Source organism: Paenibacillus sp. CF384 (genome assembly GCF_900106745.1).
Taxonomy (GTDB): Bacteria; Bacillota; Bacilli; order Paenibacillales; family Paenibacillaceae; genus Paenibacillus_Z.
Window position 1 is genome coordinate 79,127 of the sequence record NZ_FNNV01000016.1, and the last position, 13,483, is coordinate 92,609.

The 13,483-nt window shown below is 51.2% G+C and carries 12 protein-coding genes; 6 read left to right on the plus strand and 6 right to left on the minus strand.

Annotated elements, in window-relative coordinates; genetic code table 11:
* Positions 1–12 precede the first annotated feature (12 nt).
* From BLW29_RS23020 to BLW29_RS23035, 4 genes are all read left to right on the plus strand, one after another.
* Positions 13–1,356 carry an ABC transporter substrate-binding protein gene (locus tag BLW29_RS23020; protein ID WP_090983980.1) on the plus strand — a complete coding sequence of 448 codons (1,344 nt, stop codon included), beginning with the start codon at positions 13–15 and terminating at the stop codon, positions 1,354–1,356.
* A gap of 90 nt (positions 1,357–1,446) precedes the next feature.
* Positions 1,447–2,439, plus strand: a complete 993-nt coding sequence (locus BLW29_RS23025; RefSeq protein ID WP_090983982.1) for a LacI family DNA-binding transcriptional regulator — start codon at positions 1,447–1,449, stop codon at positions 2,437–2,439.
* Positions 2,440–2,768: 329 nt separating this feature from the next.
* Positions 2,769–3,887 carry a GNAT family N-acetyltransferase gene (locus tag BLW29_RS23030; protein ID WP_090983984.1) on the plus strand — a complete coding sequence of 373 codons (1,119 nt, stop codon included), beginning with the start codon at positions 2,769–2,771 and terminating at the stop codon, positions 3,885–3,887.
* Positions 3,888–3,910: 23 nt separating this feature from the next.
* Positions 3,911–4,873 (plus strand): DUF4838 domain-containing protein, encoded by a 963-nt coding sequence (locus BLW29_RS23035; protein WP_090983986.1) that lies wholly within the window; start codon positions 3,911–3,913, stop codon positions 4,871–4,873.
* Here BLW29_RS23035 and BLW29_RS23040 read toward each other — a convergent pair.
* The 4 genes from BLW29_RS23040 to BLW29_RS23055 all read right to left on the minus strand — a co-directional run bounded on the left by BLW29_RS23040 (position 4,857) and on the right by BLW29_RS23055 (position 8,819).
* Positions 4,857–5,573 carry a VOC family protein gene (locus tag BLW29_RS23040; RefSeq protein WP_090983988.1) on the minus strand — a complete coding sequence of 239 codons (717 nt, stop codon included), beginning with the start codon at positions 5,571–5,573 and terminating at the stop codon, positions 4,857–4,859. The genes BLW29_RS23035 and BLW29_RS23040 overlap by 17 nt on opposite strands.
* Positions 5,574–5,693: 120 nt before the next feature.
* Positions 5,694–7,016, minus strand: a complete 1,323-nt coding sequence (locus BLW29_RS23045; protein ID WP_090983989.1) for an ABC transporter substrate-binding protein — start codon at positions 7,014–7,016, stop codon at positions 5,694–5,696.
* Positions 7,017–7,092: 76 nt separating this feature from the next.
* On the minus strand, positions 7,093–7,926 hold the full coding sequence (locus tag BLW29_RS23050) for a carbohydrate ABC transporter permease (protein WP_177186782.1): 834 nt from the start codon (positions 7,924–7,926) through the stop codon (positions 7,093–7,095).
* Complete coding sequence (locus BLW29_RS23055; protein WP_090983993.1) at positions 7,923–8,819, minus strand: carbohydrate ABC transporter permease; 897 nt, start codon at positions 8,817–8,819, stop codon at positions 7,923–7,925. Before BLW29_RS23055 ends, BLW29_RS23050 begins: the two co-directional genes overlap by 4 nt.
* A 226-nt stretch (positions 8,820–9,045) precedes the next feature.
* Here BLW29_RS23055 and BLW29_RS23060 point away from each other — a divergent pair, with 226 nt between their 5' ends.
* Both BLW29_RS23060 and BLW29_RS23065 read left to right on the plus strand, forming a co-directional pair.
* Positions 9,046–9,837, plus strand: a complete 792-nt coding sequence (locus tag BLW29_RS23060; protein ID WP_143044451.1) for an AraC family transcriptional regulator — start codon at positions 9,046–9,048, stop codon at positions 9,835–9,837.
* A 56-nt stretch (positions 9,838–9,893) separates the two neighbouring features.
* Positions 9,894–10,739, plus strand: coding sequence for a GNAT family N-acetyltransferase (locus BLW29_RS23065; RefSeq protein WP_090983996.1), 846 nt, complete (start codon positions 9,894–9,896; stop codon positions 10,737–10,739).
* A 78-nt stretch (positions 10,740–10,817) separates the two neighbouring features.
* On the opposite strand, the gene BLW29_RS23070 is transcribed toward BLW29_RS23065, so the two are convergent.
* Both BLW29_RS23070 and BLW29_RS23075 read right to left on the minus strand, forming a co-directional pair.
* Positions 10,818–12,437, minus strand: a complete 1,620-nt coding sequence (locus BLW29_RS23070; protein WP_090983998.1) for an AraC family transcriptional regulator — start codon at positions 12,435–12,437, stop codon at positions 10,818–10,820.
* Positions 12,430–13,437 carry an ABC transporter substrate-binding protein gene (locus tag BLW29_RS23075; RefSeq protein WP_177186783.1) on the minus strand — a complete coding sequence of 336 codons (1,008 nt, stop codon included), beginning with the start codon at positions 13,435–13,437 and terminating at the stop codon, positions 12,430–12,432. The genes BLW29_RS23070 and BLW29_RS23075 overlap by 8 nt, the downstream gene beginning before the upstream one ends.
* Between the last annotated feature and the right edge of the window lie 46 nt (positions 13,438–13,483).

Here is a 13,483-nt window from a genome sequence, read left to right on the forward strand (position 1 = left end):
AGGGGGATTTGCATGAGCGCAAAGGTTGGAAAGACGATGCTTAGCTTGACGCTAACGTTCGGATTAGTTGGATTGGTTGCGGCGGGATGTTCAGATGGAGGCGGTAAAGACGGGGATGTTGTCACGATCACGCACTATACGATCGATTCCCCGGATCGCACTTTCGTGGAGAAGCTAATCCCGGATTTCGAGAAAACCCATCCGAACATTAAGATTAAAGTGACCAAAGCGCCATATGAGCAATTCGACTCCAAGCTTCAATCATCCATAGCCGCCAAGAACTCTCCGGACGTCACTTCCCACTGGGGGTATGGCGGATTCATGGAGTACTACAACAAAGGGATGCTGATGGATATGACGCCTTATCTCGCTGATTTCAAGGCATCCGACTATAACATTCCGGATGATGTCATGAACATCTACAAGGTGGACGGCAAGACTTTCGGAATCCCGCTGAATAGTTACGTGACGGTCATGCTGTACAATAAGGACCTGTTCGACAAAGCCGGACTTGCGTATCCTCCGACGGACTACGAGGATAAGAGTTGGACTTTCGATAAGATGGTGGATTACGCGAAGAAAATGACGGTGGATTCGAAGAACTTGGCCGAGGCGCAATACGGCGTGGACTTCGGGTTCGGCGAGCGCGACCAACGGCCTTCTTATTTTGGAGGTCAAGTCTACTCCGACGATACGTGGACCAATGGCGGCAAGCCTTCTAAGATCAACCTGACGGAGCCGGACGTTATTGAAGCTTACAAGAAAGTATACGGTCTTATCTGGGATCAGAAGGTTTCTCCGACACCTGCATTCTCGAAGTCGGTTTCCGGCCAATTCGGCGATCCGTTCCTCTCCGGCAAAATCGCCATGTCCGTCGTAGGCTCCTGGAGCCTGGCGGCATCCAGCGACTTTAACTTCAAGGTCGGCGTTGCGGCGGTACCGCAAGGTCCCAATGAGAATGTAAGAAGCGTGCTGTACGTGGATCCTCTCTTCGTGCTCAAAGATTCCAAGCATCCGAAAGAAGCGCTGGAATGGATCAAATACTTGATCACGACAGACGTGCAGAAGAAGTCGATTGAGCTGAGCGGCGGCAATCCTCCGGTCAACCAAGCGGCGGCGGAGACGTATTACAATAATTTTGAAGGCATCGATCCGGCTCAAATTAAGCAGGTGTTCGACGGCGCATACAAATACGGCTTCGAATCGTATAATCACTTGATTTCGAACTACTCGCAGATCAACGAATTGTTCATTAACGAGCTGGCTGGCGTCGAGAACGGGGACGAGAAGGTCGAAGTCGCGCTTCCGCGCATTCAGGAGAAGCTGACGAAGCTGCTGGAACGCGTCAACAAGTAAATCAAGAGACGCGCGTCTTAGTTTGCTCTTGGCTCCAACTATGATACGGTAAGAGCAGTCATTTTTTATTCGTATAGGAGCGATATAACGATGAAAGTCAGTATCTTTGATGTTGCGAAGAAATCAGGCTTGTCCGTAGTTACGGTTTCGAGGGTATTAAATAATTCATCATCCGTGCGTCAAAACAACAGGGAGAAAGTGCTTCAAGCGATGAAAGAACTCGATTACCATCCGAACGCATCGGCTCGCAGTCTAGCCAGAGGAAAAACGGGCATCATCGGCTTGATGCTGACGACGCTTCATGATTCTTTCTTGGATGCTGTGGTCAAGGAAATCAACGACCGGTTGGCGGAGCACGGATATTTTCTCGCGTTGTCGATCTCGAACGGCTACGAAGATACGTTTCATCGTTCCTTGTTTCAGGAGGATCGCGTAGATGGGGTCATCTTGCTGTCTCCCGTGGATGAAGATGAGTATGTGATGGAACTGAAGAAGAAGAAAATTCCGTTTATTATGATCGATAACTCGCAGCGCAATCCTTCAGTAACTTCGATCATCGTAGACAACTTCAAGGGCGGCTACGAAGCGACGAAACACTTGATTGATCTTGGACATACGGAAATCGCGCATATTGCAGGGCCGGATTCTTTCCTCAGCAGCAGGGAACGCGAGCGGGGATTCCGCTTCGCACTCGAAGAAGCAGGTTTGCAGCCTTACGGAATGGAGCGAGGCGGCTTCGAAATTCCTACCGGTTACCGCATTGCGAAGCAGTGGATCGACGAAGGAAGCTTGCCGTCCGCGATCTTCGCTTCGGATGATTACATTGCGGTAGGTGTGCTGAACGCTTGTATGACCTCGGGCATTCGCATACCTGAGGATGTGTCGCTCGTCGGCTTCGACGACCAGATTCTGGCCTCCGAATTTCATCCGAGGCTGACGACAGTCCGGCAACCGTCGGACCGGATCGGGCATGCCGCAGTGGAGCTGCTGCTGAACGTGATTAACGAGCCTGCCAAACGCAGCGTGACGATGCAGATCGAGCCGGAGCTGATTGTGAGAGAATCGACGGCTCGCAGAGCTTAGAGCGTAGACTGCCAGGGCAGGAGCTCACACGAAAAAACCGCGATACCATATGGGTAACGCGGTTTTTTGTTTTCCGGAGGGTCGGCACAGCTTTTGTCAATTAGCAGGCGATTGATCAAGTCTTAGCAGGTGAAACATATGCTAAGAAATTGTAGCTATTTTCCGCATGAAGTCTGTTAGTTATCTGGCGGGAGAAGAAAGTTTTGTCGAAAGTACTGCAATATGAAGCGACTCGTCTTGGGGGATTCTTTTTTCGGTATAATGGAAGGTAGTTTACAAACAGATGCCTGAATGCATACATCCAATTCTTATATAAGGGAGCTACTATCATGCTGGAATATAGAAAGGCAAGACCGGATGAACGTGAAGAATATATCGATTTAGCCAATTATGCCTTTAAGATTGACGTCGAGACCGTGCTGCCCAAAGTGTACAGCAAGGACGTCGATTATTCGGGTATCCATATGGTGGCTGCAGATGAGCAGGGACGGTTGCGCGCGCAGGTAGCCATCTACCCGGAGTCGATGAACGTAAGCGGCGTTGCGCTGCGCATCGGATACTTGGGAATTGTATCGGTGCACCCGAGAGCACGCGGGGAAGGGCATATGAAGGTGCTGATGAACAAGTGGCTGGAAGAAGCGCCTGAATCGTACGATATGGTCGTCCTATGGGGTCAGCGGCAGCGGTACGAGTATTTCGATTTTACCGTCGGAGGGGTGAAAATCAAGTATTCGGTGGGCCAGGTCAATTGCCGCCATGCTTTGAAGGACGCAGAAGTGAAGGGGCTGACCTTCCCCCCGTTGTTCGAGATCGAAGGCGCAGCGGCCTTCGCGCATAAGCTGAATGAGGCTAGGCCTGCATTCGTTCATCGTAACGAGCAGCACATGTCGTACATTTTGCACGGACTGGAGCAGCGAGCGATCGGCGTGTTAGACGGGGACAAGCTTATTGGCTATATCATCCTCAACAAAGAAGGCAATGAAATTACGGAGATCGCGATGGAGAATGTGAACGATGTGCCGCGCGCAATCAAAGGGTATTTGGCACATGCGGGTCAGGAATGGATCGCTGTATTCGCGCCGGACTACGAGACGGAGCTAAATGCGAGCCTGAGCAGTTTTGCCGAAAATTACGTAATTGGTACATCGGATATGTACCATATCATAGACTTTGCCCGTGTGCTTGAAGCTTATTTGACGCTTGCCCATCGGACGACCGGACTTGCACCGGGTAAATTCTCCGCCGTGCTGGATGGCCAGCCTGTTACCGCTCGCGTGGATGAGAATGGCGTGACGGTGGAACGGTCGGCCGAGCCCGGTGCGGTCCAGCTGGATAAGAAGCAGGCGCAGACGCTTCTCCTTACTCCGCAAGGTCGTTATTCGAGAGCAAACGTGCCTGCCGGATGGTTTCCGCTTCCGATCTTCTGGTATACGGCGGATAAATTTTAACAGCATCAGAGGAGACGACCAACATGAAAGAAGATAAACGCGGCATACTCATTCTGCCAGAGGAGGTTGGCCCTTATTGGGCGGACCTGATTGCGCGTTCAGGCCTTAATCTGGTGGGGATCCATCCGGGCTGGGGAGCGGGAGCGCTTGAAGAGCTCGAGAAGATGCTGGAATTCGTGAAAACCCCGGTTTTTGCGCAATTCGCAGAACGGATGAAGGAGCTCAATGTGGACCTCGAGTTCGAGTCGCACGCGATGTCATGGCTTGTTCCGCGAGCGCTCTTCTCCGAGCATCCCGACTGGTTCCGTCTGGACGAGTCAGGAAATCGCAATCCGGACTTCAACTTGTGTGCTTCCAACAAGGAGGGACTTCATTTCCTAGAGGCGCGGTCAGAAGAGCTGGCTCGAGCGTTGCCTACACAATCCGGGCGATACTACTTCTGGATCGACGACGTGACGAACAGTGCCTGCCACTGTGAAGAATGCCGTACGTTATCTACTTCCGACCAGGCAATGATTTTCTACAATCATATCCTGCGGGGGATTCGGCGCTTCGATGAAGCGGCCGAGCATTGTTATCTGGCTTACCAAGATACGATCCAAGCGCCAGTGAAGGTACAGCCCGACCCGGGGATATTCCTGGAATATGCGCCTATCTACCGCAATTCAGCCCGTCCGATTGATGATTCGGATTGTCCAGAGAATTATAAGGAGCTCGAACATCTGCCGGGTCTACTGCAGCTATTCGGACAGGATGGCGCTCAGATTCTGGAATACTGGATGGACAACTCCAGGTTTCTAAACTGGACCAAGCCGTTGCAAGCATTGCCTTTCTACGAAGAGGTTATCCATCAGGACGCGGCGTATTATCGGAGTTTGGGGTTCAACCGGCAGACCAGCTTCGGCGTATGGTTAGGTGAGGACTACGCGCAAGCTTTCGGCGAGCCGCCGGTTGTCGCTTATGCTCGTGCTATTCGCCGTTCGTGATGTCGGCAAACTGCTGAGAAATTCGCAGCCAATCGGCATCGTTTGGATCGCAAGCGTCAATAAGCGCCTTTAGTCGAACGTTCACAGCCGGATGGACATCGTTATGGAGCTGCAGATGAATATCCAATCCAACGAGCAGTATTTTAGCTAAGTCCTTGTTTTCGACGTTCAACGTATGGAGATCCGCAGGAAAAAACTTCTCCAGCATTCTGTACGCGGACGGGGTATCTTCTTTGGAGTACATTAAATCGAAGAGCGTCTCGAAGGGACCGGACCATTCCGCGCTCTCGATCGTCCGAAAGAAAGCCGGATTGGCAAGCTCGGTATTAGGCGTTCCGACATACAACGTATTTCCTCCCAGATCCGTGATGATAAAGCGACGATCCTCTGCCAAGTCCTTCAACTTCGATATGCGGGGGATGCCGGAGCGCGGGATTCGCCCGGTCGCTTGTTTCAAGCCGGAAGTGAAAGCCTCATAGAGACGATTGACGTCATCCACTTGCACGTAACACATTTGCGAATTTGCGGCAGGCACCAGCTTCTTGCTTCCATAGAAATGGATCTCCAGCTCACCATACTTTACAACGGCATACGTATGCGGACGATTGGAGGTATACACGGTTTCGAAGCCCAGATGTTCATAGAAGGCAGTCTGTTCCTTGATGGAGGGACACGGGAATATAGGTTTGATTTGATTCATTTCATAAACCCCTTTCACTCGATAATGTACTTCTACCCCTATCGTACAACATTCATGCAAATGATAAGGTTTAAGATAAAAAGGGGCGCTCCGGTTTAATGGAGCGCCCCTTAAGTATGGTTACTTTTCCTTGCTTAATATGGCGTCGATTTCTTCAGCGATCTTCTTGGCGCCTTCTTCCGGCGTCACTTTCTTGTTCAGAATTTGATCGCCGTAAGTGATATACACCTGATCCTCTTCCGCCGTCGTTTCGGTAAACTGATACAACTTGCCTTTTTGCAGCATTTGCGAAATGATCTTGGCGTTGGACGGCATTCCTTCCGCGTTCAATATCTCTTTCTTGTCGACGACGCTCGGTCTAGGTGGAATAATGCCACGGCTGGCTGCGTCATCCGAGTAAGAGTCCGGCGTCGAGAGCGCTTCGATAACCGCCCATGCTTCATCAGCATGCTTCGTATCTTTGGAGATGGAGAAGCCTGAGTTGTGAATATAAGTGGTGAGCGGATCGATATCGGTGCTTGCCACCGGCATCGGCGCTACGTTCCATTTGAACGGCAACGTCTTATAACCGCCGATTGCCCAAGAGAAGTTCGCTTCCATGGCGATCTTGCCCGTTGCAAACGACATGCCCGTCACGTCTTGACCGCCGCCGGCCGGTGACGGAGCTACGTTGTACTTGTTGGATAGCTCACTTGTAAACGCAAGCGCAGCGATGACTTTCGGATCGTTGAATGCCGATTTCGTGCTGTCTTCGTTCAAATAGGATCCGCCATTGGTGAATACCCAAGCGCTATACCACCATGGCCCGATTCCCGGATAGCTGGTGCCGAATTGCGCGAAACGATCGCCGTCCTTCAGCGTCAGCTTCTTGGCATCCTCCAAGTACGTTTCCCACGTCCAGTTCCCTTCCTCGTAGGATTCCCAAGGTGTTTTCAATCCGGCAGCCTTGAACATATCTTCGTTATAGAAGAAGAGCGCCGTATTCAAGTCCTGCGGAATACCGTATTGTTTTCCGTCGTATTGATAGAACTCCAGTGACGCCGGATAGAAATCGTCTTTATTAAATGTCGAGCTGGCTTCGATATACGGATTCATGTCCAGCAGCTTGCCCTGACTTGCGAACTTCTTGAGCGGTTCGCTCATGAACAGCACATCCGGCTGCGTGCCGCCGGCAAACATCGTCGTTACCTTATCCCAGTATTCTCCTCCGGGTATCGGTGTAACTTGTACATCGATGTTAAGCGATTTGTCTAAGTATTTATCGATCCGCGCTTTCAACACTTTCGTCGCATTCTCATCGCCGGTATACGTCATAGTAATCGTGACCTTGTCTCCGGAACCGCCTGAATTATTGTTTGAACATGCTGCAGCGAAGACGAGCGAACTAACGGCAGTGCACAATAGCAGTAAACGGCTCCATTTGACGACTTTCTGCGTTCTCATTTGTGTTGCCTCCCCTTAATATTTAACTGCTTCACGAAACTTCAATCCGGCACGGCCTTCGACATCCCCCCTTCCGTTACCCTTTGATTCCGGAAACGACCACGCCTTGAATCATCTTGCGCTGGAACAAGAAGAAGATGGTGACAGTCGGAACGAGCGCGATGACGGAAGCTGCCATCAGAAGATGCCACTCCACGGTATGCAAGCCTCTAAGCGCGTTAATACCCAGTTGAATGGTTCGGAGCTGCTCGGAATTGATATAAATGAGCGGTCCGAGGAAGTCATTCCATACGCCGTTGAATGAGAAAATGGTCACGACGCCAATAACGGGGAGCGACATCGGGATAATAATGCGGATAAAGGTGCTCCAATAGCCGCAGCCATCGATTTTGGCGGCATCGCTGTACTCCTTGGCGATATTCATGAAGAATTGCCGGTATAGAAAGATATAGAATGGCGTCCCGAAGAAGGCCGGTGCGATTAGAGGCAAATAGGAGTCGAGCCAGCCGAGTTCTTTGAAAATGATGAATTGGGGCACCAAGGTGGTATGGTAGGGGATCATCATGGTTGACAGCATCACGATGAAGAGAACGCCGCGTCCGGGAAACCTCAAGTTGGCGAAGCCGTAACCAACCATCGCCGAAGAGAAGACAGTGCCGCTGACGACGAACACGGCAATAAATAAGGTGTTCAGAAAGTATTTGCCGAACGGCAATATCCGAAAGATATCCGGATAGTTGGACCATCGGAATCGCGACGGAATGACCTCCGGCGGGAATATAAACACGTCCGCATAAGGCTTAATTGAGGTTGTAATCATCCACCAAAGCGGAACGAGCAGGAATAAGGCGCCGCATCCGATAACGGCATATATAAGTGCTTTCTGCAACTGCCCGGCAGCTGATTTCATCCCCGATTCTCCTCTCCGCTCGCATAATACACCCATTTTCTCGAGGTCGCGAACAATAAGACGGTCACCAGCAGAATGATCAAGAACAAGACCCAGGCAAGAGCGGAAGCATAGCCCATTTTGAAAAACTTAAAGGCGTTCTGGTACAAATACATCGCATAGAACAGCGTAGCGTTATCAGGCCCGCCATTGGTGATGACGTAGGCCTCCGTGAACGTCTGGAACGCACTGATCATTCCGATGATCAGATTAAAGAAAATCACGGATGTCATCATGGGGATCGTGATCTTCCACAGCTTCATCCATTTGCTGCAGCCGTCGATTTCGGCAGCCTCGTACAATTCGGTGGGAATGCCCTGAAGTCCGGCCAAGTAAATAATCATTCCGCCTCCTGCGCCCCAGACGCTCATAAGGACCAATGACGGGAGCGCCCAATCCGGACTGGCAATCCAGCCAGGACCCTGAATGCCGACGTAAGAGAGAAGAAGGTTAATGACACCGAAGTCAGGATTCAGTACCCACATCCACATGAGCGAAACGGCGACACCCGATAAGATGGCGGGGAAATAGTAAATCGTCCGCCAGACGGACAACCCTTTTATTTTCTGATTGAGCAGCAGTGCAATGCAGAAGCCGAATGCGATGCCGAGCGGAACGGCGGTTACGACGTAGATGACCGTCACTCTCAGCGAGATCCAGAACTTCTTGTCATGAATGAGCGTGTTATAATTGTCTGCGCCAATCCACTTGGACGGTGTAAGCAAATCCCAATCCGTCAGGCTGACATAAAAAGCGGTGATCAAGGCTCCCAACACAAATACGACGAAACCGACAATCCACGGAGCGATGAACAGATAACCTGCGACTGCCTCGCGTTTTCCCTCTTTTCCCACTGCTCTTTCACCTCACGCTGTGTTGCATTCATATTTGATTTGCCACTTCACCTGTTGAATGGAAAGCGCTTGCAACAACTGGTAACCCGAGTATATGATAATTTGTAAGTGCTTTGCAGAGGGTATACTGGTCGAAAAGATATGCGCTTTTGTTTTTATAACAAAGGAGTGATTCGCCCTGACTCAATCGCTTTTTGTCGAACCGTTCCTGCCATTCGTGCCTGCCGTGTTAAATTTCGATTTGAAGCGGGGCGAACAATTCGTATTCCCCCTTCACCATCACCCTGAGCTGGCGCAGCTGCTGCTGATCTCCGAAGGCAGCGGAACGTTTCTAATCGATGGGACAACCTATAAAGTCGGACCGCGAACGATGCTGGTCTATGATACCGGCGTGTGGCATGAGGAGCTGGCAGACGCCTCGCAACCGTTTAAAGCGATTTCGATATCCTTCGCAGCTTTCCAGCTTGCCGATCTGCCGCCTGGCACTTTCATGAAAGCCGGAATCAGCCCGGTCATCGAGCTGGGCGATCGCTATGATGAGATAGCTTCCTTATCGCGGATGATTCTGCAATCGGCCGAAGATCCTTACGTACCGGGCGAGCTTAGCACCCGTTATTATTTGGCCATTCTGTTAATCGAGCTAGCCAAGATCGTCTATACCGGCTTTGCCAAGGAAACGTCGACAAGCAGCGACCGGACAGTCACCGCTATTAAACAATACATTCATAATCATTACATGGACGCGATTACGCTCGAGCAGCTGTCAAAAGCTTCTTTTCTTAGTCCGGGCTATACATGCCGCGTGTTCAGTCAATCCGAGGGAATCAGCCCTATTCAATATTTGGTTGGCTATCGGATGGAGGTTGCCAAGCATTACTTGAGGACCGAGAAAGAGCCGGTGTACCGAATCGCTGAGCTGGTCGGTTATCAGAGTGAAACCCACTTCAAGAACGTGTTTAAGAAGACGATTGGCCTGCCGCCGCACAAATATAGAAAGATGCACCGGATAGAGGGATAAACGTCGTAGACAGCGCCTGGCGTAAATACGAAGGGGAAGGTGGTATTGAAGGCTACATGAACACAACATCAATCCGATACGAGCGTTTTAATGAGCGAGATTATCATGCCGCACGGGAACTATTAAGCCATGTTGATGCAGGAGAGAATATTCTTCGGGTGCTTGATGCAGAGCCGCAGCTGTTTATTACGGCGTTTATCGAAGATAAGCTGGTTGCGCTGGCTCAAGTGAACGAACCTGGAACGCTGTCCTATTTAACCGTGTTTGTCGCTCCACCGTATCGTAGGCAAGGCATTGGTTCTGCGGTGGTAAGGTACGCGGAGGAACGATTGCGAACGGGCGGAACCCAGAAAGTCAGGAGTTCTTTTCGCGCCAGTCATCCCTCAACCCTTACGTTTGCACGTAAACTCGGTTATGTCGAATATTTCTCGTCGACCTTAATGCGGCGAACCGGCGAGCCTTTTTCCTTGGAGGAGCTTCCGGTGAGAGGATACACGGACGAAGACTATACGGTCAGTCAGTCGTTGTATGCCAGAGCTTTTCATGAGATGCGTGTCCGTGTCGGCTCCTTTCCGGATTCCGTGATTGCGGAACCCAGTGAACAAGAGCGGAGATCATGGCAGGAGGATATGCAAGATCGTTTTGTCTACATATTCAACGGGGAAATTGCTGCGTATGGCCATCTTTCTAATCATGAGCTCAGCAGTATTTCTGTTCGTGCAGACCTGCAGGGGCAAGGCATCGGAAGGAAGTTTACGATGTACTTATGCAACGAGATTTATCAGCGTGGCCATGCCAACGTCGACCTATGGTGCGTGGTGGGGAATTACGCCAGAAATCTGTATGATAGCCTTGGCTTCGATGAACAATATACGATGCAATTTGCACGGAAAACGCTGTAATTCATACGGTTTGAGCGATAAACGAAAGGCCGGCTGCCATCTAATCGATGACAATCCGGCCTTATTTAGTGGAATAATTCATTCGAGATGCGAGGAGAAGAGCTGCGGAACGTTACTGAGAAAAATATCGTGCTGACTCGCCGCATAATCGCTCCAAGGAGCCTCGAAGCAGGAGTAGCCGGAGGCGAGATGGATTTTGCCGCCCCGGACAGGAGCGAGCTCGCGCCACACTTGGGACTGGGAGAGTCGACTCCATAACGCTTGCGCGGCTTCATCGCCTTCAACATGAAGCAGAATCCGATCGGCCGCTAATTCTGCAAGCTCATTGGGCTGGATGGGCCGCTTCCATTCGAGCTCGGATATGGTCGTCGGAGCGGGTATGCCGAGGTCGTCGTACAATACCGTACCGGCTCTGCGCCCCCATACATACAGCTGATCGCGGCAGACGAGCAAGACCAGCAAGGCGTCTTGTCTAATTAGGGGTGACAGCGATTCTTTGGTCGCGGCTGCTTTGCGATCGTAGCGAGTAAGCCATTTGCGTGCTGCTTCCGGCTTGTCGAGCAATTCCGCAATCAATAGCAGATGACGCCGCCAATCGTCCTCGTTACGCAGAAACAGAGTCGGCGCTATTGCATTCAACCTCGCACGTTCTTCCGGCGGAATAAGATCCTCGATCCCGATAATGTAATCGGGCTGCGCCTGCCGCAAAGCGTTGTAATTGTAGTCGTACCGATGGCTGAGCGGCACTTTCACCTCGTATTTGTATTTGTTGCGATACATATCGGTCCAATAGTGATCCATCGGAGCAGCGAATGGAATGATCTGCAGGGCAAGCAATTGACCGAAGTTGATCCAGCTGTACGCGGCCACTTTAAGCTTCTGGTTGCGCTGATAGACGGCCGGGGCAACCCCGGTTTCTTTCTTGAACAGGCTGCTGAAGTAAGCTTCATTCTTAAACCCCACCTCATATACGATTTGGCTGATGAGCAAGGGCTTGTCCCCTTCCATCAGACGCTTCGCTTCCGTGAGACGAAGCTCGGTGCGGTATTCAGACACGCCTTTGCCATAACGATCCTTAAACAGTCGCATGAAATGATAGCGGCTTAGGCCGGCGATGGCCGCAAGCGAGTCGATGGTGAGCTCTTCTTTGTAACGTCGTTCGAGTTCCAGCCGAGCGCTCTCTAAGGCGAAAGCTGTTTTCTGTTCTTGATAGCCAAGCACAAGACTGAGCAGCTCGAGCAAGCCGGCTTCGCAGCGAAGACGCGAAGCGGCGCTGTCGCGGTTCCAGTTCGAACGCAGCGTATCAAAGAGATGTGCGGCCGTGGCAGCCGAAGGAATCGTCGCTTCACCGATAAAAGGGAATCGCGCGGCAGAATTCCCTGAAGGAAAAGCGTGTACTTCGAATTCAAGCAGCAGCAATTCAAAAGGGAGCCCCGCGAAGTTGGTCAGCTCAATTAATTGGCCGGGGGCGCAGATAATTAAGGTTCCGGGACGAAGCGCATGAAGATGCCCATCGATGACTAGGTTCCCGCCATGGGAAACGGACAGCAGGAGCAGATGGGATTTACTCGGCTCAATGAAGTCTCGTTCAGATCCGGTTTCAAGCGCTGTAATCCGAAGGGCTTTAACATCCAGCAGCGTGTAACGGAGAAGACTCCCAGCCATGGGCTGAGAGTCGAAATTGATATTCTTATTCATGGATATCTTTCAGAACATCGGAGATAATCAGGTCATTTGCAATCGGATTGGCGTTGAACCAATGGCCGGAATCCGCATCGAATACGTGACCTGCCTTCACCGCGGAGAGGGACTTCCAGAGCGTATTATTGACCGGCGGCTTACCGCGTCCTTCCCCGGTAATGAGGAAGATATAGTCCACATCCTTCAGCTCAGCGAGCGCTTCAATGGAATACTGCTCATATTCACCCTTTAGAACAGCCGGCTGCTTGAAGCCAAGTGCACCATACAGCGTAGCGCCGCCGTAGAAATTCGGGCCGAACAGGGCAAAACCTTTCTCTTCGTCAGCTTGCAGGACAACGGCTGTTTTGTTAGCCGGGAGCGTACCGAGCGTAGCTTTTGCTGTAGCGAGCTTCTGATCGTAGCTGTCCAATGCTTGCTTGGCGGCATCTTCCTCGTTAAGCAATGCACCTAGCTTCTGCATGTTGCCGCGCCAGTCTGCTTCGTCCTCGGATAATACGAACGTTGGCGCGATTTTCGCAAACTGCTCGTAACTGCCGTCGGCAATGTAAGTCGGAGCGAGGAAGATAATAAGGTCAGGCTTGTAGGATAGTGCCTCTTCCGGCTTTAGACCGCCGTTCATATCCAGCACGGGAATATCTTTCAGCTGATCCTGCAAATAGTGCTGCGGAACGCCGCCGGCACCCCATTGCGCGACCGGTTTGAGATTCAACGCGGCAAGCGGGTCTTCCATGAACGGAGCGATAATCCGTTTCGGATGCGTTGGCACTTGCACTTCATGACCCATGACATCCGTTAACGTGCGGAAGGTTGCTTCCGATTCCGACGCTGTTGAGTCTTCGGATGCCACAGCGTTGTTCGAGGATGCCGACGAATTTGCCGACGCATTCGAATTGTCCGTGGCGGTGTTCGATTTGTTAGATGAGTTGCCACACGCCGCAACGAGTAGGACCAGGGAGATCAGTAGAGCGAGTAAGGACATTCGTTTCATTGCGTACATGTTTATAACCCCTATCATTGAGATTGATTATCGTTCTCTGTCATTA

Excerpts from the sequence above, each read along its gene's own strand:
- BLW29_RS23065 (WP_090983996.1), top strand. The coding sequence starts at position 9,894 with ATGAACACAACATCAATCCGATACGAGCGTTTTAATGAGCGAGATTAT.
- BLW29_RS23075 (WP_177186783.1), bottom strand. The coding sequence starts at position 13,437 with ATGTACGCAATGAAACGAATGTCCTTACTCGCTCTACTGATCTCCCTG.
- BLW29_RS23045 (WP_090983989.1), bottom strand. The coding sequence starts at position 7,016 with ATGAGAACGCAGAAAGTCGTCAAATGGAGCCGTTTACTGCTATTGTGC.
- BLW29_RS23070 (WP_090983998.1), bottom strand. The coding sequence starts at position 12,437 with ATGAATAAGAATATCAATTTCGACTCTCAGCCCATGGCTGGGAGTCTT.
- BLW29_RS23035 (WP_090983986.1), top strand. The coding sequence starts at position 3,911 with ATGAAAGAAGATAAACGCGGCATACTCATTCTGCCAGAGGAGGTTGGC.
- BLW29_RS23020 (WP_090983980.1), top strand. The coding sequence starts at position 13 with ATGAGCGCAAAGGTTGGAAAGACGATGCTTAGCTTGACGCTAACGTTC.
- BLW29_RS23050 (WP_177186782.1), bottom strand. The coding sequence starts at position 7,926 with ATGAAATCAGCTGCCGGGCAGTTGCAGAAAGCACTTATATATGCCGTT.
- BLW29_RS23025 (WP_090983982.1), top strand. The coding sequence starts at position 1,447 with ATGAAAGTCAGTATCTTTGATGTTGCGAAGAAATCAGGCTTGTCCGTA.
- BLW29_RS23040 (WP_090983988.1), bottom strand. The coding sequence starts at position 5,573 with ATGAATCAAATCAAACCTATATTCCCGTGTCCCTCCATCAAGGAACAG.
- BLW29_RS23030 (WP_090983984.1), top strand. The coding sequence starts at position 2,769 with ATGCTGGAATATAGAAAGGCAAGACCGGATGAACGTGAAGAATATATC.